Raw genomic sequence first — 22267 nt, 5'->3', positions numbered from 1 at the left:
TGTCCTCCAAGGTGGTGGTCCCGTCAGGTCCTGACGGGGGCTGGCAGGCCTGTACCCCCTGGCTGAGCAGGAGTAACGGTCGTCCCCCGTTGGAGCGACGGTCGTTGCCGAACCGTCATCTGCGCGGGGGGAGCCCGTCAGGCCCTCGTCCCGGTGTTCGGGGCCGGCCGTCGTACCGGTTCACCCGCGGCGGTTCAGACCTGCCCCGTCCGGGGGGTGGCCCTGGACCGGCGGACGACGAACGGCCCGATGGCGAGCAGGTCGACCGGGGCCGAGCCGAAGCACTCGAGGGCGTCCCGCGGGTCGTCCACCATCGGCCGCCCGGCGGTGTTCAGGCTGGTGTTCACCACCACCGGCAGACCGGTGCGGCGCTCGAAGGCCGAGATCATCCGGTGCACCAGCGGCTGGGCCTGCGCGTCGATGGTCTGGATCCGCGCGGTGCCGTCGACGTGGGTGACCGTGGGGATGCGGCCGCGCCACTCCTCGGCGACGTCGTGCACGAACAGCATGTACGGCGAGGGGATCGGGCCGCGGCTGAAGATCTCCGGTGCCCGCTCCTGCAGCACCATCGGCGCGACCGGGCGGAACTGCTCGCGCCCCTTCACGTCGTTCATCCGCTCGAGGTTGGCCTCGAACCCCGGGTGGGCCAGGAGCGAGCGGTGGCCCAGGGCGCGCGGGCCGTACTCGCTGCGGCCCTGGAACCAGGCGACGATGCCGTTGTCGGCGAGGACCTCGGCCACCGCCTCCGCGACGTCGTCGGGGCGCTCGTACTCGATCGCCGCCGTCGTCAGGTACTGCTCGATCTCCTCGTCGCTCCAGCCGCGACCGAGCGCGGCGCCGGCCATGGGCTCCGTGCGCTCGCCGAGCTCGGCGGCGACGTGCAGGGCGGCACCGAGGGCCGTGCCGGCGTCGCCCGCGGCCGGCTGCACCCAGACGTGCTCGAACGGGCTCTCGGCCAGGATGCGGGTGTTGGCCACGCAGTTGAGCGCGGTGCCGCCGGCCATGGTGAGCGTCGTCTCGCCGGTCTGCTCGTGGACCCAGCGGGCGAGGTCGACCAGCACCTCCTCCAGGCGGGTCTGCACGCTGGCGGCGAGGTCGGCGTGCGCCTCGGTCCACGGCTGGTCCTTGCCCAGCCGCGGGGCGAACTCGGCGTAGTCGATCTTCTCGGTGCGGAAACCGCCGTCGTCGGTGGCGCGGATCAGCTCGGACAGCTCGCCCAGGAAGCGGGGCTTCCCGTAGGAGGCCATCGCCATCACCTTGAACTCGTCGGAGCTGCGCAGGAAGCCGAGGTGGTCGGTCAGGTCCTCGTACATCAGGCCGAGGGAGTGCGGGAGCGCCTGGCCGGCGAGCACCTCCAGCTGCCCGTCGACGTAGCGGCCGGCGAGGTGGCTGTGCGCCTCGCCGCGGCCGTCGAGCACGAGGACGGCGTTGTCCCGCTGCGGGGCGGCCTTGCCGGCGGAGGCGGCGTGCGCGACGTGGTGCTTCACGAACCGGACCTTGGCGGGGTCGAGGCCGGGCAGCGCGTGGGCCAGGAACTCCGGCGCCATCTCCGCGTACTTCTTGCGCATCGTGTCGCCGTCGTCGAAGAGCCCGGACTCCTCCGGGGTCCCCATGAGCGCCGGGTCGAAGGAGTAGGCGACGGCGTCCAGCTCATCCGGCCGGATGCCGGCCTGCCGCAGGCACCACGCGGCCGACAGCTCCGGCAGCTCCCAGGCGCTCCAGGGGAGCGGGCGCTTGCCGTGCTTGCGCCGGCTGAACCGCTCCTCCTCGGCCGCCGCCACGATCGTCCCGTCGACCACCAGCGCCGCCGCCGGGTCGTGGTAGATCGCGTTGATGCCCAGGACCTTCACTCCGCCGCTCCTCCCGGTCGGGCGACAGGGGCCCGGTCCGTGTTCAGGATCACGCGCGGGTGCGGCCGCCGCACGGCGAGGGGCGCTCCAGCTGCACCGCCGACGAGCCGATGGGAACGGGTGTCCTCCTCCCCGGTCCCGCCCGAGTCGTCCCGAGCGGCCGGCGCCGCGGAGCTGCTGCGCGCCTACGGTCTGCCCGAGAGCGCCCCCGCCGACCAGCTGCGGGCGCTGACCCGGGTGGCCGCGGCGCTGTGCGGCTCGGGCACCGCTGTGGTCAACCTGCTCGACGAGTCGTTCCAGCACCAGGTCGGTGCGGTCGGCTTCTGCGGCGCCACCACCAGCGTGGCGGACTCGCTCTGCGCCGTCGCGCTCGGCCGGCCGGCTCTGCAGCACGTCCCGGACGCCGGCCTCGAGCCCGCGTTCGCCGGGAACCCCTGGGTCGACGGCCGGATCGGGAACGTCCGCTTCTACGCCTCCGCGCCCATCGTGCTCACCGATGGCCGGGCCATCGGTTCGCTGTGCGTCTTCGCCGACGAGCCGGGCCACCTGTCGTCCACGCAGCAGGACGCGCTGGGCGACCTCGCGCGGCAGGCCGCCGTCCTCATCGAGCAGGCGCAGCTGGCCCGCGAGGCAGCAGGGCAGGCAGCGCTGTTCCGGCTCGTGGCCGACGGATCCGCCGACGTGCTGTGCCGCCTCGCGCCGAGCGGCGCCGTCCGCTACGTCTCCCCGTCGCTGCGCAACGTGCTGGGCCACGAACCGGCCACCGACGTCCCGGCCGCGGACCTGCTGCGGATCCACGTCGGCGACCTCGACGAGGTCCAGGACGCCATGCGGCGCGTGCTCTCCCGGGGGCGCAGCGCCTCGGTGCTGTTCCGCGCCTGGCACGCCGACGGGTCCACGCGCTGGCTGGAGGCCCGGATCGCGCCGATCCGGGGCGAGGACGGCTCGGTGACCGAGCTGCACTCGGCGGCACGGGACGTGACCGAGCGGGTGCGCGCCGCCCAGGAGCTCGCCCAGGTCGCCGAGCAGGCGGCCGGTCTCGTGGAGACCTGCGCCGATGCGCTGGTCTCCATCGACGAGGACAACACCGTGGTGGACTGGAACCCCGCGGCCACCCAGACCTTCGGCTGGACCCGCGAGGAGGCGATCGGTCAGGAGCTGTCCGACCTGATCATCCCGGCGGAGATGCGGGCGCAGCACCGCGCGGGGCTGGCCCGGCTGCGCGCCGGCGGCGCGGCGACGATCCTGGGCAAGCAGGTGCAGGTGACCGGCCAGCGGCGCGACGGCAGCCGGCTGCCCGTCGAGCTGACGCTCTGGCGCAGCCGCGGGCGCGACGGCTGGCGCTGCAACGCCTTCCTCCGCGACGTCACCGAGCGGGTCGCCGCGGAGGCGGAGCTCACCGAGGCGCGGGACCAGGCGCTGGCCAGCACGAGGGCGAAGACGGCGTTCCTGGCGGCTGCCAGCCACGAGATCCGGACACCGCTCAACGGGGTGCTGGGCACCCTGGAGCTGCTGGAGCTCGAGCAGCTGACCGCGACGCAGACCGAGTACGTGGCGGTGGCGCGTCGATCGGGGGAGGCGCTGCTGCGGCTGCTCAACGACGTCCTCGACCTGTCGAAGGCCGAGACCACCGCCGTCGAGCTGACCAGCGAGGTGTTCAGCCCCGGCGACGTGGCCCGCGACGTGACCGCCGCGATGCTGCCGGTCGCCGCCCGCAAGGGGCTGTCGGTCGTCCTGGACGCGCAGGTCGACGAGTGCCTCGTCGGTGACCCGGGCCGGCTGCGCCAGGTCCTGATGAACCTGGTCGGCAACGCGGTCAAGTTCACCGCCGAGGGGCAGGTCACGGTCGCGGTCGAGTTCGGCCCGGCCGACGGCGAGCGGGCGCGGCTGCGGATGTCCGTGCGCGACACCGGCGCCGGCATGAGCGCCGACGAGCAGGCCGGGTTGTTCCAGCCGTTCTCCCAGGGGGCGCAGGGGCAGCGCTACGGCGGCACCGGGCTGGGGCTGGCGCTGAGCCAGCAGCTGGTCGAGCTCATGGGCGGCCGCCTCGACGTGCAGAGCGCGCCCGGCGCCGGGTCCACGTTCGTCGTCGAGGTCGACCTGCCCCGCGCCGGTCGGGCGCCGGAGGCAGCGCCAGGGGGGACCCCGGCGGCCGTCGACACCGACGAGCTGCCGGCCGGACGCCGGGCGCCGCGGGTGCTGGTCGCCGACGACAGCGAGACCAACCTGATGGTCGCCTCGGCCCTGCTCGGCAGCATCGGCGCCGACGTGGTCACCGTCGAGGACGGCGACGAGGCGGTCGCGGCCGTCCGGCGCGAGCACTTCGACCTGGTCCTGCTCGACAACCAGATGCCGCGGATGTCCGGCATCCAGGCAGCGACCGCGATCCGGGCGCTGCCCGGGCCGGCCGGTGCGACCCGGCTGGTGGCGCTGACGGCCAGCACCGGGGAGGACCAGCGTGCCGCGTTCGAAGCCGCCGGCGTCCAGGGCTTCCTGAGCAAGCCGGTCCGGCTGGCGGACTTCCGCCAGCTGCTCGAGGGGGCGACCGCGGGGCAGGCGTGACCCCGGTGGGCGATCGGGGCGGTCAGCCGCGGCTGCTCAGCAGGTCGTGCTCGAGGACGGCGGCCAGTCCGAGCGTCTTGTAGCCGACGTCGTCGAACAGCACGGTGATCCGGTCGTCCTCGACCCGCATGACCGCGCCGGCGCCCCACTCGGTGTGCCGCACCGCGGTGCCGACGGGGAACGGGACGTCGCCGCCGGCCTCGGCGACGTGCTCGTGGGCGGTGCCGGCCGTGCAGTTGTCGCAGTTGCCGCACGGCTGCTCCAGCTGCTCGCCGAAGTAGCCCAGCAGGAACTGCCGCCGGCACTCTGTGGTCTCTGCGTAGCCGCGCATCATCTCGACGCGGCTCTGGTCGACCTTCTCGTGGTGCTCGGCCAGTTCGCGGGCCCGCTCGGCCGCCACGCCCGGGGCCGGTGCTCCCTCGGCGGGGAAGGCGGCGCCCTCCTCGTCCAGGACGACGGCGGAGACCTGCTCGAGCAGGTTCAGGTCGCGCACCAGCGGGGTGGCCGCGCGGCCGGTCTCCTCGCGCAGCGCCCTGATGTCGACGCCGTCCTCCATCCCGGCGGCCGCGGCGGCCTGCACCAGCCCGGCCACCTGCTGGAGCTCCTGCTCAGCCGGGGTCCCGGCGGCGAAGAACCGGCGCAGCCCGAGGTCCTCCTGCCGGTAGACCAGGACGGCGAGCGCGGGCTGGCCGTCGCGGCCGGCCCGGCCGATCTCCTGGTAGTAGCTGTCCACGGAGTCGGCGGGCTCGGCGTGGACGACGAAGCGGGTGTCGGGCTTGTCGATGCCCATGCCGAATGCGGTGGTGGCGACGACGACGTCGAGGTCGTCGTCCATCCATGCCCGCTGGGTGTCCTCGCGGTCGGCCTTGTTCAGCCCTGCGTGGTAGTGCCGCGCGCGCAGTCCGCGTTCGGCGAGCTGCCGAGCGATCTCCTCGGTGCCCCGGCGGGTGGCGCTGTAGACGATGCCCGGGCCGCGGTCCTCGCCGATCTCGGCCAGGACGCGGTCGAGCACGCCCTGCTCCTTGCTCCGTGCATCGGCGTGGTGGTCGACCTCGAGCCGGATCTCCGGCCGGTCGAAGCCGGCGACCACGACCTCCGCGTCCCGCATGCCCAGCTGCTCGACGATCTCGACCCGGACCGGCGGCGCGGCGGTGGCGGTGAGCGCCAGGACCGTCGGCCGGCCCAGCTGCTCGATCACGCTGCCCAGGCGGAGGTAGTCGGGGCGGAAGTCGTGGCCCCAGGCCGAGACGCAGTGGGCCTCGTCGACGACGAACAGCGCAGGCTTCACCTCGGCGATGGCGTCGACCACCTCGGGCTTGGTGAGCTGCTCGGGGGCGAGGAAGAGGAAGCGGACCGTTCCGTCACGCAGACCGTCCAGGGCCTCCTGCTGATCGCCGGCCGACATCGTGGAGTTCAGCTGCGCCGGCCGTCCGGCGCGGTCGGCCAGCTCGGAGAGCCGGTCGACCTGGTCGCGCTGCAGGGCGATGAGCGGTGAGACGACGAGCACCGGTCCGTCGAGGAGCTGTCCCGCGACCTGGTAGATCGCGGTCTTCCCGGCGCCGGAGGGAAGCACCGCCAGGGTGTCGCTCCCGCCGACGACGGCCTGCATCGCCCGTTCCTGCCCAGGGCGGAACTCCTCGTAGCCGAGGACCTCGCGGGCGAACTCGCGGATGCGGCGGGTGCGCACCGACGGGCTGGCTCCGGCGGGGTTGTCGCGGGACGGCGTGGGGTCGGACGGGGCGGGGGAGGAGGCGCGTGGCACCGGGTCCGGCTGCCCGTGCCCGGAGATCGGCAAACGGTGCGCAGGACCACGCCGTGTTCCCGCCGCAACACGCCGTCACCGCGGTTCTGTCGACGTTCCCGCGGGAACGTCCCGGCCCTCCGCGGACCGCGTCCCCGCGTCCGTCACGAGCCGCCGGACGAGGTCGCGGTTGCCCATGAGCACGCCGATGGCGTACCTCATGTCGAGCCGTTCGCAGGGGGCCTCGCCGGGGGCGGCCAGCACGGGCGGGCCGTCCGGGAACAGTGCCTCGCCGAGCCGGCGGGTCTCCCGGACGACGTCCACCGCCCTCGCGGCAACCGCGGACCGGTGCTCGGGCCGGACACGCCGAGCGCCGCGTCGACCGGGACCGCCGCTCCTGCCGGGACCGGCCGGGCGGGGGCGGCCATGTCGTGCTGCCAGGCGTCGGTGTCGGCGATCGGCCGGAGGACGGGGTGCGTCCCGGCGGGACGGGGGAGCCGAGGCGGCGGTCGGTCGACGGCCGGCGGTCGTGTCGATGGGCTGCACGCCGGCGTACGGGTCGTCGGCCCGGTCCGGGTCGGGCGCGGCGCCGTCCAGGCCACCGGGGAAGGCGGCGTCCGCGGCTCCCCACACGCGGACGCCCTCCGGGGTGGTGGCGACCAGCGTGCCGGCCCGACGGGTCGTCACCAGGTCCAGGTCGTGGACCAGCCCGTGGTCGACGTCGCACAGCAGGACCAGGTTGTCGATGTCGGTGGCGCCGCCGAACAGCCAGTGCCGCAGGTGGTGGGCGTGCAGGCGTTCGATCCGGGTCTCGGGGCAGCCGGAACGGGCGCAACCGCCGTCACGGCGCAGGAGCGCACGGAGCTGGGCCCTCGTCGCCCGCCTCTTCCTGCGCCCGACCGCGAGCGGCTCCCGGCCCCGTTCGATCATCGCCACGACGGTGGCCTCGCAGAGCATGCGGCGGGCCTGCGCCCCGGTGATCGCGGGCCCGCCTTCGTAGTACGCCCGACCGGCCGCGGTGTCGTCGGCGAGCACGTCGGCATCGACGTGGACGACGACCTCGCGCCGAGGCGGGTCCCCGGGGCGGCGCCGGCCCGCGGCGGCGCCCTCGTCGACCAGTGCGGTCAGCGCCGCGATCCGGCGGGCGGCGATGCGCTCGCGGGCCAACCCGACCGACGCGTCGTCCGCGCAGCGGTCCTCGAGTTCCGGGTCGACCCGCCCGCCTGCCGCCCGGGTGGCCTCGTGGCCGAGTCGCGCCTTCTTCGCCTGGGCCCGCTCGCGACGAGCCTCCGTCTCGGCGCGGGATTCGACGGCGGAGATCAGCGGGACACCGGCTTCGGCGCGCATCCGGATCTTGAGGGTCAGCCACCCGTCGTCGTCGGTCCAGTGCTCGAAGGACTGGTCCAGCTCGGCCTGCTCGCGCCCGCCGGCGGCTGCGGTGTCGTCGACGCGCCGCCACGAGCGGCAGAACCGCTCCGTCTGCGAGGCGGTCGCCGACAGGGCGAAGTCGACCAGCGCGGCCTCGGAGTCCGGCTCGGCGACGCGGGTGAGCGCCCGCACCTTCGAGTAGGAGAGGCGGCCGGCGATGAACGCCGCCTCGATCCGCGGCAGGCCGCGCAGGGCTCGGGCGACGCGCACGTGCTCCCGGGCGGCGCCGGGACCCATGCCGCACTGCCAGGCGAGCCAGTGCGCGCACGAGAGGATGCCCACCCCGTGCCAGCCGCCACGGGCATCGAACTCCGCCACCAGGCGCAGCCAGGCGGCGGTGGCCGCCGCGAGCCGGACGGCGCCGGAGGTGATGGCGGCGGCCAGCTCGGACAGCGGGGTGGCGTCGACCTCGTTCGAACTCATGTTCGGACGATATGCAAGGGTGCTGACAGAAACCGCAGGTCAGGGCCATGGGACGTTTCCGCGGGAACGCCCCGTCAGCGCAGCGTCGTCATCGCAGCGGCGCCTGGCGGGAGCCGACATCGGCGCGCTCGGCGGCGGCCCGGCCGGCGTACCAGCCGCCGGCGTCCACCGAGGCGCGGCTGCGGCTGGCGCGGACCCTCGGGAAGAGCTCCGCGACGGCCGTCTCGACCGCCTCCTGCCGGGACCGCAGCACCGGCAGCAGGTCCACCTCGCGCTCCGCCGCTGCCCGGGCGGTCGCCGACTCGCGCGCCCTGCGTAGCCGCTCCCCGACGCGCTGGGCGTAGCCGAGCAGGAACGCCCGGCGGAAGGTCCGCGAGGCGGAGCGCCGCCCCGCCTCCCGCTCGGCGGCGGTGAGCGCCTGCGAGACCTGGAGCAGGAGCGAGGTGAACAGCAGCTCGACGGCGTCCAGATCGGCCCGGACCCCGACCAGGTTGGCGATCCCCAGGCCCTGGTACCAGACCAGTCGCACGTCGTTGGCCTCGGCGACCGCGCCCAGGAGCTGCATCTTGGCGCGCACGTAGGGGTCGGCGACGTGCACGCGCCGGGTTCCGACGGCGACACCTGGCGCCCCGGGCACGGAGCCGGCGCCGAGCAGGGCCACGTCCACCGCGTGCCGCGTCATCAGCTCCTGCGCCTTGGCCGTCAGCGCCTCCGCCTCGTCGGGGAACTCCGTCGACTCCGCCTTGGCCAGCAGACCTCGGATCCGCCGCAGCGCGCGGTCGTCGGACGGGGCCGCGACCGCGTCGCGCACCCGGGCGGCGCCCCACCGCGACGGCGGCGGCACGAGCACCTCGATCCGGGAGGCGCCGCGCAGCACGCCCAGCAGCTCGAGCGCGATCCGCCAGGCCTCGGTCGGCGACCGGCGAGCGCTTCGCTGCCAGGCGGCGACCACGGCGGCGTCGCCCGGACCGAGGGCGTCGAGCTCTCGCAGCTGGTCGACCCAGCTCTCCGGCGCCCGCCTGGCGGCGTCGGTGCGGCGGGCGTGCTCGGCGATCAGCGCCACTGCCAGCGGCACCGACCCCGCGAGAGCCTCCCGCCGGGCCGTGTGGGCCACGTCCGCCGGCTGCCAGCCCCGTTCCCAGACCTCGTCGAGGGCCTCGAGCAGCGTCCGCGTGACGAGACCTCCGACGTCGACGTCCGGGTGGCGCTGGGCGAGCCCGGGGGCCAGCTGGGCCGCTGCCGCCGCGTCGGGCCGGTGCCGCAGCAGGTCCGCCAGCAAGGTCTCGTCGATCACCCCCGGCATGCTGCCCGCCCCCGCTGACGTCGTCGGGCAGCGGCTGTGGACGGCGGAGCGGCGTCCACAGATCCGTCTAGGGTCTGGCCGTGGCCGCCACCTACCGCATCGCCGAGGCGGCGACCCTGCTCGGCGTCAGCGACGACACGGTGCGGCGCTGGATCGACAGCGGCCGGCTGCCGGCCCGTCGCGACGGCGGGGGCCCGGCCGTGGTCGACGGCGCGGAGCTCGCGACGCTGGCCACGCAGCTGCGGGAGGCGCCCGAGCCCGGGACCACGCCGTCGTCGGCCCGCAACCGGCTGACCGGCATCGTCACCAACGTCGTCCGCGACACCGTCATGGCGCAGGTGGAGATCCAGGCCGGCCCCTTCCGCGTCGTCTCGCTGATGTCGCGCGAGGCGGCCGACGAGCTCGGCCTCGAGGTCGGGGTGCGGGCGGTCGCGACGGTCAAGGCCACCCAGGTGAGCGTCGACGTCCCCTGATCCGCACCTGCGGACCCGGGCACCCGTTATGGTGCCGCGCATGCGGATCGATCGGCGAGTGCTGGCCGGGCTCGCGGCAGCGGCGCTGGTCGCCGGGTGCGGGTCCTCGGAAGGCGCGGACGTCCCCGACGACGCGGTGAGCGGAACGCTGACGGTCTTCGCCGCGGCGTCGCTCACCGAGGTCTTCACCGCGCTCGGGGGCCGGCTGGAGGACGCGAACCCGGCGCTGCAGGTGCAGTTCAGCTTCGCGGGCAGCTCCGCGCTGGCCACCCAGATCTCCCAGGGCGCCCCGGCCGACGTCTTCGCCTCCGCCAACGAGGCCCAGATGGCCGTGGTCACCGACGCCGACCTGGCCGAGGGCGAGACGCAGGTGTTCACCCGCAACGTCCTGCAGATCGCCGTGCCGGCGGGGAACCCCGCGGGGATCAGCGGGCTGGCCGACTTCGCCCGCGAGGAGCCGGCGCTGGCCGTGTGCGCGGCCGAGGTCCCCTGCGGGGCGGCCGCCGAGGACGTGTTCGCCGCAGCCGGGGTCACCGCGCGCCCGGACACCCTCGAGGAGGACGTCCGCGCCGCGCTCACCAAGGTGGAGCTCGGCGAGGTCGACGCCGCCCTCGTCTACGCCTCCGACGTCGCCGCGGCCGGCGACGCCGTGGAGGGGATCGCCTTCCCGGAGGCCGAGCAGGCGGTCAACGACTACCCGGTCTGCGTCCTCGCCGACGCCCCGAACCCGGCGGCGGCCCGGGCGTTCGTCGACCTGGTCCTCTCGGGCGAGGGGCGCCGGCTCCTGACCGACGCGGGCTTCCGCGCACCGTGAGCACCGCCCCGTGAGGCGCACCCGCGAGGGTGCGCGGGTGCCGGCCCCGCTGCTGGTCCCCGCCGCGATCGGCGTCCTCTTCCTGGCCCTGCCGCTGGTCGGCCTGCTGGTGCGCACGCCGTGGTCGCAGCTGGCCACCCAGCTCGCCGCGCCGGGCGTGGGCCAGGCGCTGCGCCTGTCGCTGGTCTCCGCGACTCTGGCCACCCTGCTGTCGCTGCTGCTCGGCGTCCCGCTGGCCTGGGTGCTGGCCCGCTCGCGGACGCGCGGGCGCACGGTCCTGCGGGCCCTGGTCACGGTCCCGCTCGTGCTGCCGCCCGTGGTGGGCGGCGTCGCGCTCTTCCTCGTGCTCGGGCGCCAGGGGATCGTGGGGAGCTGGCTCGACGACGCCTTCGGCATCACCATCCCGTTCACCACGACCGCGGTGGTCATCGCCGAGACGTTCGTGGCCATGCCGTTCCTCGTGATCAGCGTCGAGGGCGCGCTCCGGGCGGCCGACGCGCGCTTCGAGGACGTCGCGGCCACCCTCGGCGCCGGCCGCTGGACCACGTTCCGCCGGGTCACCCTGCCGCTCGTGGCGCCGGGCATCGCCGCCGGCGCGGTGCTCTGCTGGGCCCGGGCGCTGGGCGAGTTCGGCGCGACGATCACCTTCGCGGGCAACTTCCCGGGGACGACGCAGACGATGCCGCTGGCCGTCTACCTCGCCCTGCAGCGCGACCCGGACGCCGCGATCGTGCTGTCGGTGCTGCTGCTGGCCGTCTCGCTGGCCACCCTGCTGCTGCTCCGCGACCGCTGGCTGGGCCGAGGAGGTGCCGCATGAGCCTGCACGCCTCGATCGCCGTCCGCCGGGGGACGCTGGACCTCGAGCTGGACGTCGAGGTCGCCGACGGCGAGGTGCTCGCGGTCCTCGGCCCCAACGGCGCGGGCAAGTCCACGCTGCTGCGCGTCCTGGCCGGGCTGCTGCCGCCCGACGCCGGCAGCGTCGTCGTCGACGGCGCCACCTGGGACGGCGACGGCACCTCCCTGCCGCCGCACAGCCGCTCCCTGGGCATGGTCTTCCAGGACGCGCTGCTCTTCCCGCACCTGAGCGTCGCGGACAACGTCGCCTTCGGGCTGCGCACCCGGGGAGCGGGCAGGGCGCCGGCCCGGGCGGTCGCCGCCGACTGGCTCGCCCGGGTCGGGCTGGAGGGGCTGGGCGACCGGCGGCCCCGCGAGCTCTCCGGCGGGCAGGCGCAACGGGCCGCGCTGGCCCGCGCCCTGGTGGGGGAGCCCGCGCTGCTGCTGCTCGACGAGCCGTTGTCGGCACTGGACGCCCGCACCCGGCTCGCCGTCCGCGCCGAGCTGCGCCGGCACCTCGCCGAGTTCCGCGGCAGCACGGTGCTGGTCACCCACGACCCCGTGGACGCGATGGCGCTGGCCGACCGCGTCGTCGTCGTCGAGGACGGACGGGTCGTGCAGGCCGGTCCGCCGCAGGAGATCGCCCGCCGCCCGCGCACCGACTACGTGGCCCGGCTGGTCGGACTGGCGCTGCTGCCCGGCACCGGGCGGGGAACCCGGGTGCACCTGGACGACGGCGGTGCAGTCGCCGTCGCCGAGGAGGCGAGCGGGCCGGTGTTCGCCGCGATCCGGCCCGAGTCGGTCGCCCTGTACGTCGCCCGCCCCGAGGGCAGCCCCCGCAACGTCTGGCGGGCCACGATCGCCGGCGCCACCCCGCACGGCGCGACCGTGCGCTGCGACCTGACCGGCGAGGTGCCGCTGGTCGCCGACGTCACCGCGACCGCGTTCGCCGAGCTGGGGCTTGCCGTCGGCGCCGAGGTGTGGGCCACGGTGAAGGCCTCCGAGGTCGCCGTCTACTCGCGCTGAGCCCGGCCAGAATGGCCATTTCGGCCCCTGGGAGGGTGGGGGCATGAGCTGGGTGGGTGGGGCATGACCAACATCGGAGCCGTCGTCCTCGCCGCCGGGGGCGGCCGCCGCTACGGGATGCCGAAGGCGCTGGTCGAGTACGAGGGCAGCCTGCTGGTCGAGCGGGCGGTGCGGACGGCGCGGGCGGCCTGCGACGTCGTCCTCGTCGTCCTGGGCGCGCAGGCCCTCGACGTCTGGCGCACCGCCGACCTCACCGGGGCCACGGTGCTGGCGAACAAGGACTGGGAGACCGGCATGGCGTCCTCGCTGCGCACGGGGCTGGACGGACTGCGCGGATTCCCCGGCACGGTGGACGCCGCGCTGGTCACGCTGGTGGATCTGCCCGGCATGACCTCCGCCGCTCTGACCGCCGTCGCCGCGCACGCCGCGCCCGGCGCCCTGGCCGTCGCCACCTACGACGGGGTGCCCGGCCACCCGGTCCTGCTCGGCCGCGACCACTGGGCGGGGGTGGCCGAGACGCTCACCGGTGACGAGGGCGCCCGCCGCTACCTGGCCGCGCACTCCGCCGCCGGAGGGGTGACCGAGGTCGACTGCACCGGGCTGGCCGATCCGGCCGATCTGGACGTCCCGCCGCCCGGGGTACCTTCGGCGCCGTGATCGCCAGGGTCGTCGACGAGCCGCTGTCCGTCGCCGAGCACGAGGACGCCGTGGCCGACGCGGCGGCCGGGGCGGTCGTCTCGTTCTCCGGCGTCGTCCGCGACCACGACGGCGGTCGGTCGGTCACCGAGCTCGAGTACGTCGGGCACCCGACCGCGGCCGCGGTGATCACCGAGCTGGCCGAGGAGTTCGCGGCCCGCCCGGGCCTCCACGGCGTCGCGGTCAGCCACCGCGTCGGCCTGCTCGGCATCGGCGACGTCGCCCTCGCCTGCGCGGTCAGCGCGTCGCACCGGGGCGAGGCCTTCACCGCCTGCGCGGAGCTCGTCGACGAGGTGAAGAAGCGGCTGCCGATCTGGAAGCGGCAGGTCTTCACCGACGGCGAGGAGGAGTGGGTCGCCTGCCCCTGAGCGGGCGCCTCAGCCGGCGAACGTGCGCGCCGGCAGTCCGCGCACGCCGGCGTCGATGCGGAACAGGCTGCCCGCCGGCGGGTCGTCGTCCGGGTCCAGGCCCTGGCGCGACGTGGTGATGAAGAGCTGGTCCAGATCGGGCCCGCCGAACGTGCAGGCGGTGACCTGCGCGGCGGCCACCTCCACGACGGCGTCGAGCCGGCCGGCCGGGTCGTACCGGTGCACCGCGCCGCCGCCGAACAGCGCCACCCACACGCCGCCCTCGGCGTCGACGGTCAGGCCGTCGGGGTTCTGCTCCTCGGTCATGGTCACGAACGGACGGCGGCCGGTCAGCCCGGCGTCGGCGCTGTAGTCGAAGACGTCGACCCGGTGGGTGGCCGTGTCGTCGTAGTACGCGAGCGAGCCGTCGGGGCTCCACTCCAGGCCGTTGGAGACGGTGACGTCGCCGAACACCCGCCGCACGCTGCCGTCCGGGTCCAGCCGGTACATCGAGGCGGCGCCGGAGGCCTGGTCGTAGGCCATGGACCCGCACCAGAACCGCCCGTCGGGGTCGCAGCCGCCCTCGTTCATGCGGATGCCCTCGTCCGACCACGCCGGCGGGAGGGCCGTGACGGACCCGTCCGGCTCCTCCAGCGCGAAGCCGCGCTCGACGGCGAGGACGGCGCCGCCACCCCGCCGCGGGCGCAGGGCCGCCGCGACCGACCCGACGGAGGTCCGCCGCACGCCGCCGTCGGCGGTCAGGGTCAGGACGTCGCCGGCGTGCATGTCGACGAAGCGCAGCCCACCCCAGCCGGCCCACCAGACCGGTCCTTCCCCGTGGTGGGCGACCGGTCCGGTCACCTGTTCGGCCCGCATGCCCACCGATCCTGCCGCAGGACGGCGTCCTCAGTTCGACGACTCGGGGCGCGGCGGCACCGGCGGCGGCTCCATGCCCGCCGCCATGAGCGAGCTCAGGGTGCGGGCCGCCGCCTCGATCACCGTCAGCTCCCGGGCGGCGCTGCGCGGCTTGGCCCGCGCCGAGACGCCGCAGAGCGTGCCGAACAGCTCCAGGTCGCGCGTGAGCAGCGGGATGCCCACGTAGGCGGCCACCGTGCCCACCGGCTGCTGGGCGTGCGCGGCGTAGGCGGGCACGATCGCGGTCACGGTGGCCATCCGGGGGGCGTTGCCCTCGACCATCTGCCGGCACAGGCTGTCGGCCCAGGGCACCGAGGCGCCGGGCCGCACGTCGCGGTCGGGCCAGGCCCGCAGGACCACCTGCCGGTCACCGACCAGGCGGGTGACCATCCACAGGTCCCAGCCCACGTGGTGGTGCAGGAAGCGCAGGGCATCGTCCGCGGCGGATGTCCAGTCCTGCCACGGTGCGACATCGGCGACGCGCGCCGGAACCATGCCGTCCATTATCGCCCGCTCCGGGCGTTCCGCACGACGTCGAGCCCATCGACCGCCTGGTCAGCGGACGGCCGGAGGACGACGTGGCGCTGGTGGCCATCCGCCTGGACGGGCCGGCGGCCTAGCGCGCCGCCGCGGTCCCCTCGTCGTCCGGGCGGCGCCCACCCCGCTCGAGCTCCTCCTCGGCCTCGGCCTTTTGCACGTGCGCCTCGCCGGCGACCGTGGCCGCGGCGTCGCCGTGCGACTCGCCGTACAGCTCCTCGGCGCGGCCGAGCAGCTCCTCGGCCTTGTGCTTGGCCCTGTCAAAGATGCTCATGCGCCCATCCTCGCGGAAGTCATCCGCCGGCGAACGGCGGGAGGACGTCGACCACCGATCCGGGCGACAGCGAGACCGCCCGGTCGCGGGTCGTGGTGCCGTCGACGAGGAAGGAGCAGGCGGTCAGCACGCGCTCCAGGCGGTCCCCGTGGTCGGCCACGATCTGGCCCACCAGCTCGTCGAGGCTGGCCGCCTCGCGCGCCTCGGTGTCGACGCCGGACGCCGCCCGGGCGCCGGCGAAGTAGCGCACCGTCACGGTCATCTCAGCCGCCGATGGCCGACATCGGCCGGGTCGGCTGCAGGAACGACGGGTCGTCGATGCCGTGCCCGGGCAGCTTGCCGAGCGTGGCGATCCGCCAGCGGTCGGCGATCTCCTGGTCGGTGGCGCCCTCGCGCATCGCGGTGCGCAGGTCGGACTCCTCGCGGGCGAACAGGCAGTTGCGGATCTGCCCATCGGCGGTGAGCCGGGTGCGGTCGCAGGTGCCGCAGAACGAGCGGGTGACCGACGCGATGACGCCCACGGTGGCCGGGCCGCCGTCGACCAGCCAGCGCTCGGCCGGGGCCGAGCCGCGCGCCTCGGTGTCCGGGGTCAGCGTGTGCGCGGCCGACAGCCGCTCGAGGATGTCCTCGGCGGTGACCATCTCGCCGCGGGTCCACGCGTGGTGGGCGTCCAGCGGCATCTGCTCGATGAAGCGCAGCTGGTAGCCCTGCTCCAGGCAGAAGTCGAGCAGCGGCACGGCGTCGGCCTCGTTCATGCCGCGCATGAGGACGGCGTTGACCTTCACCGGCGTCAGCCCCGCGCGCTGGGCGGCGGCCAGCCCGGCGACGACGTCGTCCAGCCGGTCGCGGTGGGTGAGCTGCTTGAACCGGTCGCGGTCCAGGGTGTCGAGGCTGACGTTGATGCGGTCCAGCCCGGCGTCGGCCAGCGCCGGCGCGACGCGGGACAGCCCGATCGCGTTGGTCGTCAGGCTCACCTCGGGCCGCGGGCGCAGCGCGGTGGCGGCGGCGACGATGCCGACCAGCCCCGGCCGCAGGAGCGGCTCCCCGCCGGTGAAGCGCACCTCCCGGATGCCCAGGTGCTCCACGCCGATGCGCACCAGGCGGCCGATCTCGTCGTCGGTGAGCACCTCGACCTTCGGCAGCCAGTCCAGCCCCTCGGGCGGCATGCAGTAGGTGCAGCGCAGGTTGCAGCGGTCGGTCAGCGAGACCCGCAGGTCGGTGGCGACCCGCCCGTACCGGTCGACCAGCCCACCGCTGCCCGGGGCCGGCGCCTGGGCGAGGCGCACCCGGGGATCGGGGAGCGGGTTGCTGGTCACGGCCCGAATGTAGCCGCGCGCCCGACGAAATGCGGCGGCGTCCGCGCCCGGCCCCCCGTTAGGCTTCCCCGGCCACCCGAGGGACCGGCGGAGGAAGCACCGCACTCGCCCGTGGCCAGGAAGCGCGAGAAGAAGCCCGTGTCACCCCGCACCCTCTTGGGCCCGTACGTCCAGCTGTTCGCCGTCCCGGGCTCGGCCGCCTTCTCGCTCGCCGCCTGGGTGGGCCGCTTCCCCGCGCCGATGCTGGGGCTGGGCGCCGTCCTCCTGGTGGAGGGCGAGACCGGCAGCTACGGGCTGGCCGGCGCCGTCTCGGGCACCCTGGCGCTCTCCTACGCCGTGGCCGGGCCGCTCTGGGCCCGGCTCATGGACCGGCGCGGCCAGGGGACGGTCCTCCGGATCGCCATGGCCGCGTTCCTGCTGACCGGGGTCGCCTTCCTCGCCGCGGTCGTCGGCGGGACCCCGCGCTGGAGCTGGTTCCTGCTCGCCGCCGCGACCGGGTTCAGCAGCCCCAACATCGGCTCGCTGGTGCGCGCGCGGTGGTCGGCGGTGCTGGACAGCAGCGGACGGCAGACCGCCTACGCGTTCGAGGCGGTCGCCGACGAGGTGGTCTTCGTGCTCGGCCCGCCGCTGGTCACCCTGCTGGCCACCCTGATCGCGCCGCCGGTGGGCTTCCTCACCGGCATCCTGCTCGGCGTCGTCGGCGGGTTGTGGCTGGCCGCCCAGCACGCCACCGAGCCGCCGCTGCACCGCGTCGACCCCGACGCCCCGAAGCGGCGCCGGTCGGTGCTCACCCCCACGCTGCTGGTCGTCGTCATCACCTACATGGCCGTGGGCACGGTGTTCGGCGCCATCGACGTCGTCGTGATCGGCTTCGCGGAGGAGGAGGGGGCGCACGCCTTCTCCGGCCTCGTCCTGGCCGTCTTCGCCCTCGGCAGCCTGGTGGCCGGGCTGGTCTACGGCCTGGCCAAGCTGCCGGGGACGCTGGCCGCCCGCTTCGTCGGGACCGCGGTCGCGTTCGCCCTCGCCGCCCAGCTGCTGTGGGGCGTCGGGTCGCTGCCGGTCCTCGTCGGCTGCGGGTTCCTCGCCGGGCTCACCATCGCCCCGGTGCTGGTCTCCGGGACGTCGCTGGTCGAGTCCCGTGTCACCCCCGGGGTGCTGACCGAGTCGTTGGCCTGGACGATCACCGGGCTCACGCTCGGCGTCACCGCCGGATCGGCGCTGGCCGGCGCGGCCGTGGACGCCTGGGGCGCGGAGCAGGCGTTCGCCGTCCCCGCGGGTGCCGCCGCCCTCGCCGGTCTGCTCGCCCTGGGCGGAGCGGCGCTGATCGGCGAGCGGAGGGTGCCCGCCGGATTGGTTGAGGGCCGCACCACCGGGTAGGCGGACCCCAGGTCGATCGCGTACGACCGAACGCGTGCGCTCGCGACCCTCCCCCGAACCGGAAGGATCTTCCCTGTGGCTTCAGCAGTGCCCTCCATCGACCTGAACAACGGCGTGCAGATCCCGCAGCTGGGCTTCGGCGTCTACCAGGTCCCGCCGGAGAAGACCGCGGACGCCGTCTCGACCGCCCTCGAGGTGGGCTACCGGCACATCGACACCGCGGAGATGTACGGCAACGAGAAGGGCGTCGGCGAGGCCGTCGCGCGCTCCGGCATCGACCGCGGCGAGATCTTCGTGACCAGCAAGCTGAACAACGGCTTCCACCGTCGCGACGACGCGCTGCGCGCCTTCGACCAGACGCTCGCCGACCTCGGCTTCGACCAGCTCGACCTCTTCCTGATCCACTGGCCGCTGCCGGGCATCGACGTCGACTTCGTCGAGACCTGGAAGGCCATGGAGGAGATCTACGCCAGCGGCCGCTGCCGGGCCATCGGCGTCTCGAACTTCCAGGAGCACCACCTGCGGCGCCTGATCCAGGAGACCGAGATCCGGCCGGCGGTGAACCAGATCGAGGTCCACCCGTTCCTCGCCCAGGACGCGCTCCGGTCGTTCAACGCCGAGCACGAGATCGTGACCGAGGCCTGGTCGCCGATCGCCCAGGGCAAGGTGCTCGACGACCCGGCGATCGTCGCGATCGCCGAGCGGCTCGGCCGCACGCCGGCGCAGGTCGTCCTCCGCTGGCACATCCAGCGCGGCGACGTCGTCTTCCCGAAGTCCTCCTCGCGCGAGCGGATGGCCGAGAACTTCGCGCTGTTCGACTTCGAGCTGGAGACCGGCGACCTCGCCTCGCTGACCGGGCTGGACCGCGGCGAGCGCACCGGCCCCGACCCGGACACCTTCAACTACATCCCCTGACGCCGCACGATGTCCCTCGGGCGGACGTTCCCTGCCGGGGAACGTCCGCCCGGGGACATCGATCAGTCCGTCGTCACGAAGTCGATCAGTTCCTCCACGCGGCCGATGAGCGTGGGCTCGAGGTCGGTCCAGGTGCGCACCCGCGCCAGGATCCGCTGCGCCCACACGTAGCCGGTGTCGTTCTCCCAGCCCAGCCGCTTGCAGACGCCGGTCTTCCAGTCCTCGCCCTTCGGCACGGTCGGCCAGGCCTTGATGCCGACGACCGACGGCTTGACCGCCTGCCAGATGTCGATGAACGGGTGCCCGACCACGAGCGCGTGGTCGCCGGTGATCTGGTCGGCGATGCGGGACTCCTTGGAGCCCGTGACCAGGTGGTCGACCAGGACGCCGAGGCGCCGCCCCGAGGCCGGCCGGAAGTCCTTCACGATCGCCGGCAGGTCGTCCACGCCGTGCAGCGGCTCGACGACGACGCCCTCGATCCGCAGGTCGTGACCCCAGACCTTCTCGACCAGCTCGGCGTCGTGCTTGCCCTCGACGTAGATCCGGCCCTCGCGCGCGACCCGGGCGCGGGCGTTGGCGACGTAGGTCGAGCCGGACGCGCTGCGGGTGGGCGCCGCGGCGACGGCGTGCTTCGGGCGCACCAGCACGACCGGCCGGCCCTCGACCCAGAAGCCCGGCCCGAGGGGGTAGCCCTTCACCCGGCCGAAGCGGTCCTCGAGGTGGACGACGTCCTTCTCGCAGCGCACCACGGCACCGACGAAGCCCGAGCTCGGGTCCTCGACGACGAGGTCCTTCTCGGCCTCCACCTGTGGCACCGGCTTCTTGACGGTCCGCGGGTGGACGAGGTTGTCGTAGGGAGAACGGGGAGGCACCCCTCCATGCTGGGCAACGGAGCCGCCATGACGGCGACGACGCGCCGACCGGCGGACGGGACCGATCCGTGTCGACACGCCCGTGGGGCGCTGAACTACGCAGCGTGACAACTCGTCCGGCAGTTGCCGCACCCAACGGACGATCCGGTCGTGCGCGACCTGCTCGCCCGTGACCTGCGGCGAAACCCCGACAGCACGGTCGATCCGCAGCGCGATGGTGACCGTTGCCCGGCGTCACACCTATCCGGGGAGCTGTCGATCCCGATCGTCTCGTTTCGTGGCGATCATCCCGGACACCCATTCGAGTGACGGACAGACCCGAGCTCAGATAGGAGCACCACCACGATGATCGGCACCGACACCATCAGCCGCGTGATCGGCCAGGACGTCTACGACGAGGCCGGCGAGAAGATCGGCTCCGCCTCGGAGGTCTACCTCGACGACGAGACCGGCCAGCCGGAGTGGGTCACGGTCCGCACCGGCCTGTTCGGCACCAAGGAGTCCTTCGTCCCGATCCGCAACGCCGACCTGACCAACGACGGCGTCCGCGTACCGGTGACCAAGGCCCGCGTGAAGGACGCCCCGAAGATCGACACCGACGGGCACCTCTCGCCGCAGGAGGAGCAGGAGCTCTACCGCTACTACGGCCTCGGCGGCACCGACACCGGCATGCAGACCGAGACGACGACCGGCATGGCCGGCACCGGGCGCACCGAGACGATGCAGACCGGCACCACGAACGAGCACGGCACCGTGGGCCACGACACCTCCGGGCCCACCACCGACAACGCCATGACGCGGTCGGAGGAGCACCTCAACGTGGGCACCCGCTCCGAGGAGGTCGGCCGCGCCCGGCTGCGCAAGTACGTGGTGAGCGAGAACGTCACCGAGACCGTGCCCGTGGCCCGCGAAGAGGTCCGCGTCGAGCGCGAGCCGATCACCGACGCCAACGTCGGCAACGCCCTCGACGGCCCGGCCATCTCCGAGGAGGAGCACGAGGTAACGCTGCACGCCGAGCGTCCCGTGGTCGAGAAGGAGGCCGTCCCGGTCGAGCGGGTCCGCCTGGACACCCAGACCGTGACCGAGCAGGCGCAGGTGAACGAGACCCTCCGCAAGGAGGAGATCGAGGTGGACGGCGTCACCGACCGGGACACCGACCGGCGCATCTGATCGAAGGCCCCAGCAGGGGCTCGCACGCCGAACGGCGGCCGACCGAGGGGATCCTCGGCCGGCCGCCGTTCGCGTGCGCAGGGGGCTCAGTCCGCGAGGCAGGCGGTGAGGGCGTCGACCATCAGCGGGACGTCGAGGGCGGAGGCGAGCTCGCGGCAGGAGTGCATCGCGAGCATGGGGGCGCCGACGTCGACCGTCGGGACGCCCAGCCGGGTCGCGGTCAGCGGTCCGATGGTGCTGCCGCAGGGCAGGTCGGCGCGGGTGACGAAGGTCTGCACCGGCACGCCCGCCTCGTCGCACCGCTCGGTGAACCACCCCCCGGTCGTCGCGTCCGTCGCGTAGGCCTGGTTGGCGTTCACCTTGAGCACCGGGCCGCCCCCGAGCTGCGGCCGGTGCAAGGGCTCGTGCCGCTCGGAGCGCGTGGGGTGCACGGCGTGCGCCATGTCGGCCGAGACCAGCACCGACCGGGCGAGCGCCCGGTGGACCGACTGCGGATCCGCGGGGTCCGCCGCCAGCCGCTGGACGACGTCCTCGAGGAAGCTGCCGCGCGCCCCGGACATGGACCCGCTGCCCACCTCTTCGTGGTCGTTGCAGACCAGCAGCTGGGTGCGCTCACCGGCGGGCGCGGCCAGCAGCGCGAGCAGCCCGGAGTGGCAGCACGCCTGGTTGTCCAGCCGGGGTGCCGCGATCCACGTGCCGTCGGCGCCGGCGCGTGCGGCGGGCTGGGTGTCGGCCAGCACCAGGTCGTGCCCGACGACGTCGCCGGCTCCGACGCCGGCCTCGGCGGCCAGGGCCTCGATGAGGCCGGGCTCGCTGCCCAGGTCGCGGTCCCAGACCGGCACCAGGTGCTGCTGGGGGTCCAGAGTCAGCCCCTCGCGGACCGCGCGGTCGAGGTGGATGGCCAGCGACGGCAGCCGCAGCGGCGCCCCGGGCAGCCGCACCAGCGCCGTCGCCGGGTGGCCGGGGGAGCTGGAGCGCAGCGCGAGACGCCCGGCGACGGTCAGCTCGCGGTCCAGCCAGGTGTGCCACAGGCCGCCGCCGTAGGGCTCGACGCCGACCAGTCGGTAGCCCGCCTGCCGGACGTCGTTGTTCGGCCGGACCTTGAAGGTGGGGGAGTCGGTGTGCGCGCCGACCAGCCGCATGCCGGTCTCCGCGGGGGAGCCGGTGCCGACCCGGAAGGCGATCAGGCTGCCGTGCCGGACGACGAAGTGCTGCCCGCCGGGCGCGGGGGCCCAGGAGTCGGTCTCGGCCAGCTCGGTGAAGCCCGCGGCCAGGAGCCGGCGGGCCAGCTCGGCCACGGCGTGCGAGGGGGAGGGGGAGGCGTCGACGAAGGCCCGCAGGTCGTCGCCGAGCGCGAGCGCGTCGGAGGCAGCGGTCGGCAGGGGGTCCGGCAT

Annotated in this window: 22 protein-coding genes and 1 pseudogene; 12 read left to right on the top strand and 11 right to left on the bottom strand. The window is 74.8% G+C overall.

The features are described from left to right. Positions 1–194: 194 nt before the first annotated feature. A complete protein-coding gene (locus DQ244_RS07740) occupies positions 195–1850 on the bottom strand; it encodes a carbamoyltransferase C-terminal domain-containing protein (RefSeq protein WP_113810902.1) in 1656 nt (551 codons plus the stop codon). A 120-nt stretch (positions 1851–1970) separates the two neighbouring features. Between DQ244_RS07740 and DQ244_RS07735 the strand changes: the two genes are divergently transcribed. Then, positions 1971–4412 (top strand): PAS domain S-box protein, encoded by a 2442-nt coding sequence (locus DQ244_RS07735; protein ID WP_113810901.1) that lies wholly within the window; start codon positions 1971–1973, stop codon positions 4410–4412. 22 nt (positions 4413–4434) lie between these two features. Here the strand turns inward: DQ244_RS07735 and DQ244_RS07730 are convergent, their stop codons facing one another. The 3 genes from DQ244_RS07730 to DQ244_RS07720 form a co-directional block, all read right to left on the bottom strand. Further along, positions 4435–6174, bottom strand: a complete 1740-nt coding sequence (locus DQ244_RS07730; RefSeq protein WP_233491247.1) for an ATP-dependent DNA helicase RecQ — start codon at positions 6172–6174, stop codon at positions 4435–4437. A 75-nt stretch (positions 6175–6249) separates the two neighbouring features. Further along, a complete protein-coding gene (locus DQ244_RS07725; protein ID WP_113810899.1) occupies positions 6250–8004 on the bottom strand; it encodes an HNH endonuclease signature motif containing protein in 1755 nt (584 codons plus the stop codon). Between the two features lie 88 nt (positions 8005–8092). Continuing rightward, positions 8093–9298, bottom strand: a complete 1206-nt coding sequence (locus DQ244_RS07720; protein WP_199580280.1) for a DUF2786 domain-containing protein — start codon at positions 9296–9298, stop codon at positions 8093–8095. Between the two features lie 89 nt (positions 9299–9387). Between DQ244_RS07720 and DQ244_RS07715 the strand changes: the two genes are divergently transcribed. From DQ244_RS07715 to DQ244_RS07690, 7 genes and pseudogenes are all read left to right on the top strand, one after another. Next, positions 9388–9780, top strand: a complete 393-nt coding sequence (locus DQ244_RS07715; protein ID WP_113810897.1) for a molybdopterin-binding protein — start codon at positions 9388–9390, stop codon at positions 9778–9780. Between the two features lie 40 nt (positions 9781–9820). Next, positions 9821–10594 carry a molybdate ABC transporter substrate-binding protein gene (gene modA, locus DQ244_RS07710; protein ID WP_233491246.1) on the top strand — a complete coding sequence of 258 codons (774 nt, stop codon included), beginning with the start codon at positions 9821–9823 and terminating at the stop codon, positions 10592–10594. A gap of 10 nt (positions 10595–10604) precedes the next feature. Next, positions 10605–11411 (top strand): ABC transporter permease, encoded by an 807-nt coding sequence (locus DQ244_RS07705; RefSeq protein ID WP_113810895.1) that lies wholly within the window; start codon positions 10605–10607, stop codon positions 11409–11411. Between the two features lie 59 nt (positions 11412–11470). Next, a pseudogene (locus DQ244_RS20300) lies at positions 11471–11878 on the top strand (ATP-binding cassette domain-containing protein); the annotation flags it as partial. 120 nt (positions 11879–11998) lie between these two features. Next, positions 11999–12454, top strand: coding sequence for a TOBE domain-containing protein (locus tag DQ244_RS20295; protein WP_407060695.1), 456 nt, complete (start codon positions 11999–12001; stop codon positions 12452–12454). A 63-nt stretch (positions 12455–12517) separates the two neighbouring features. Next, positions 12518–13111 carry an NTP transferase domain-containing protein gene (locus tag DQ244_RS07695; protein ID WP_113810893.1) on the top strand — a complete coding sequence of 198 codons (594 nt, stop codon included), beginning with the start codon at positions 12518–12520 and terminating at the stop codon, positions 13109–13111. Continuing rightward, positions 13108–13518, top strand: coding sequence for a molybdenum cofactor biosynthesis protein MoaE (locus DQ244_RS07690; RefSeq protein WP_113810892.1), 411 nt, complete (start codon positions 13108–13110; stop codon positions 13516–13518). Before DQ244_RS07695 ends, DQ244_RS07690 begins: the two co-directional genes overlap by 4 nt. 9 nt (positions 13519–13527) lie before the next feature. Here the strand turns inward: DQ244_RS07690 and DQ244_RS07685 are convergent, their stop codons facing one another. From DQ244_RS07685 to moaA, 5 genes are all read right to left on the bottom strand, one after another. After that, positions 13528–14373: an SMP-30/gluconolactonase/LRE family protein gene (locus DQ244_RS07685; RefSeq protein WP_113810891.1), complete on the bottom strand. Its 846-nt coding sequence runs from the start codon at positions 14371–14373 to the stop codon at positions 13528–13530. Positions 14374–14403: 30 nt separating this feature from the next. Then, the gene (locus DQ244_RS07680) at positions 14404–14907 is read right to left on the bottom strand and encodes a histidine kinase (RefSeq protein ID WP_113811121.1); all 504 of its coding nucleotides are present in this window, start codon (positions 14905–14907) and stop codon (positions 14404–14406) included. Positions 14908–15028: 121 nt separating this feature from the next. Next, entirely contained in the window at positions 15029–15223 is a 195-nt protein-coding gene (locus DQ244_RS07675) for a hypothetical protein (protein WP_113810890.1), read from the bottom strand. A gap of 19 nt (positions 15224–15242) precedes the next feature. After that, positions 15243–15485, bottom strand: a complete 243-nt coding sequence (locus DQ244_RS07670; RefSeq protein ID WP_113810889.1) for a MoaD/ThiS family protein — start codon at positions 15483–15485, stop codon at positions 15243–15245. Between the two features lies 1 nt (position 15486). Next, positions 15487–16539: a GTP 3',8-cyclase MoaA gene (moaA, locus tag DQ244_RS07665; protein WP_199580279.1), complete on the bottom strand. Its 1053-nt coding sequence runs from the start codon at positions 16537–16539 to the stop codon at positions 15487–15489. A gap of 138 nt (positions 16540–16677) precedes the next feature. On the opposite strand from moaA, the gene DQ244_RS07660 reads away from it, so the two are divergent. Both DQ244_RS07660 and DQ244_RS07655 read left to right on the top strand, forming a co-directional pair. After that, on the top strand, positions 16678–17916 hold the full coding sequence (locus DQ244_RS07660) for an MFS transporter (RefSeq protein WP_113811120.1): 1239 nt from the start codon (positions 16678–16680) through the stop codon (positions 17914–17916). A gap of 75 nt (positions 17917–17991) precedes the next feature. Beyond that, complete coding sequence (locus tag DQ244_RS07655) at positions 17992–18831, top strand: aldo/keto reductase (RefSeq protein ID WP_113810887.1); 840 nt, start codon at positions 17992–17994, stop codon at positions 18829–18831. A 62-nt stretch (positions 18832–18893) separates the two neighbouring features. Here the strand turns inward: DQ244_RS07655 and DQ244_RS07650 are convergent, their stop codons facing one another. Beyond that, positions 18894–19703: a DUF3097 domain-containing protein gene (locus DQ244_RS07650; RefSeq protein ID WP_113810886.1), complete on the bottom strand. Its 810-nt coding sequence runs from the start codon at positions 19701–19703 to the stop codon at positions 18894–18896. Between the two features lie 150 nt (positions 19704–19853). Between DQ244_RS07650 and DQ244_RS19375 the strand changes: the two genes are divergently transcribed. Next, complete coding sequence (locus tag DQ244_RS19375) at positions 19854–20012, top strand: hypothetical protein (protein WP_158544495.1); 159 nt, start codon at positions 19854–19856, stop codon at positions 20010–20012. Between the two features lie 36 nt (positions 20013–20048). Next, entirely contained in the window at positions 20049–20873 is an 825-nt protein-coding gene (locus DQ244_RS07645) for a DUF2382 domain-containing protein (protein ID WP_113810885.1), read from the top strand. Positions 20874–20959: 86 nt separating this feature from the next. Here DQ244_RS07645 and DQ244_RS07640 read toward each other — a convergent pair whose 3' ends face one another. Further along, positions 20960–22267: a M18 family aminopeptidase gene (locus tag DQ244_RS07640; RefSeq protein ID WP_113810884.1), complete on the bottom strand. Its 1308-nt coding sequence runs from the start codon at positions 22265–22267 to the stop codon at positions 20960–20962.

Origin of the sequence: Blastococcus sp. TBT05-19 (assembly GCF_003319095.1) — a bacterium.
Classification (GTDB): Bacteria; Actinomycetota; Actinomycetes; order Mycobacteriales; family Geodermatophilaceae; genus Blastococcus.
The sequence above is the reverse complement of the archived record's forward strand: the minus strand, read 5'-3'. Positions and strand labels throughout refer to the sequence as shown.

Bases quoted from the DNA above. Each gene is read 5' to 3' on its own strand.
- DQ244_RS07695 (WP_113810893.1), top strand. From the start codon at position 12,518: ATGACCAACATCGGAGCCGTCGTCCTCGCCGCCGGGGGCGGCCGCCGC.
- modA (WP_233491246.1), top strand. From the start codon at position 9,821: ATGCGGATCGATCGGCGAGTGCTGGCCGGGCTCGCGGCAGCGGCGCTG.
- DQ244_RS07670 (WP_113810889.1), bottom strand. From the start codon at position 15,485: ATGACCGTGACGGTGCGCTACTTCGCCGGCGCCCGGGCGGCGTCCGGC.
- DQ244_RS20295 (WP_407060695.1), top strand. From the start codon at position 11,999: ATGGCGCTGGCCGACCGCGTCGTCGTCGTCGAGGACGGACGGGTCGTG.
- DQ244_RS07685 (WP_113810891.1), bottom strand. From the start codon at position 14,373: ATGCGGGCCGAACAGGTGACCGGACCGGTCGCCCACCACGGGGAAGGA.
- DQ244_RS07640 (WP_113810884.1), bottom strand. From the start codon at position 22,267: ATGCCGGACCCCCTGCCGACCGCTGCCTCCGACGCGCTCGCGCTCGGC.
- DQ244_RS07675 (WP_113810890.1), bottom strand. From the start codon at position 15,223: ATGAGCATCTTTGACAGGGCCAAGCACAAGGCCGAGGAGCTGCTCGGC.
- DQ244_RS07725 (WP_113810899.1), bottom strand. From the start codon at position 8,004: ATGAGTTCGAACGAGGTCGACGCCACCCCGCTGTCCGAGCTGGCCGCC.
- DQ244_RS07680 (WP_113811121.1), bottom strand. From the start codon at position 14,907: ATGGTTCCGGCGCGCGTCGCCGATGTCGCACCGTGGCAGGACTGGACA.
- DQ244_RS07645 (WP_113810885.1), top strand. From the start codon at position 20,049: ATGATCGGCACCGACACCATCAGCCGCGTGATCGGCCAGGACGTCTAC.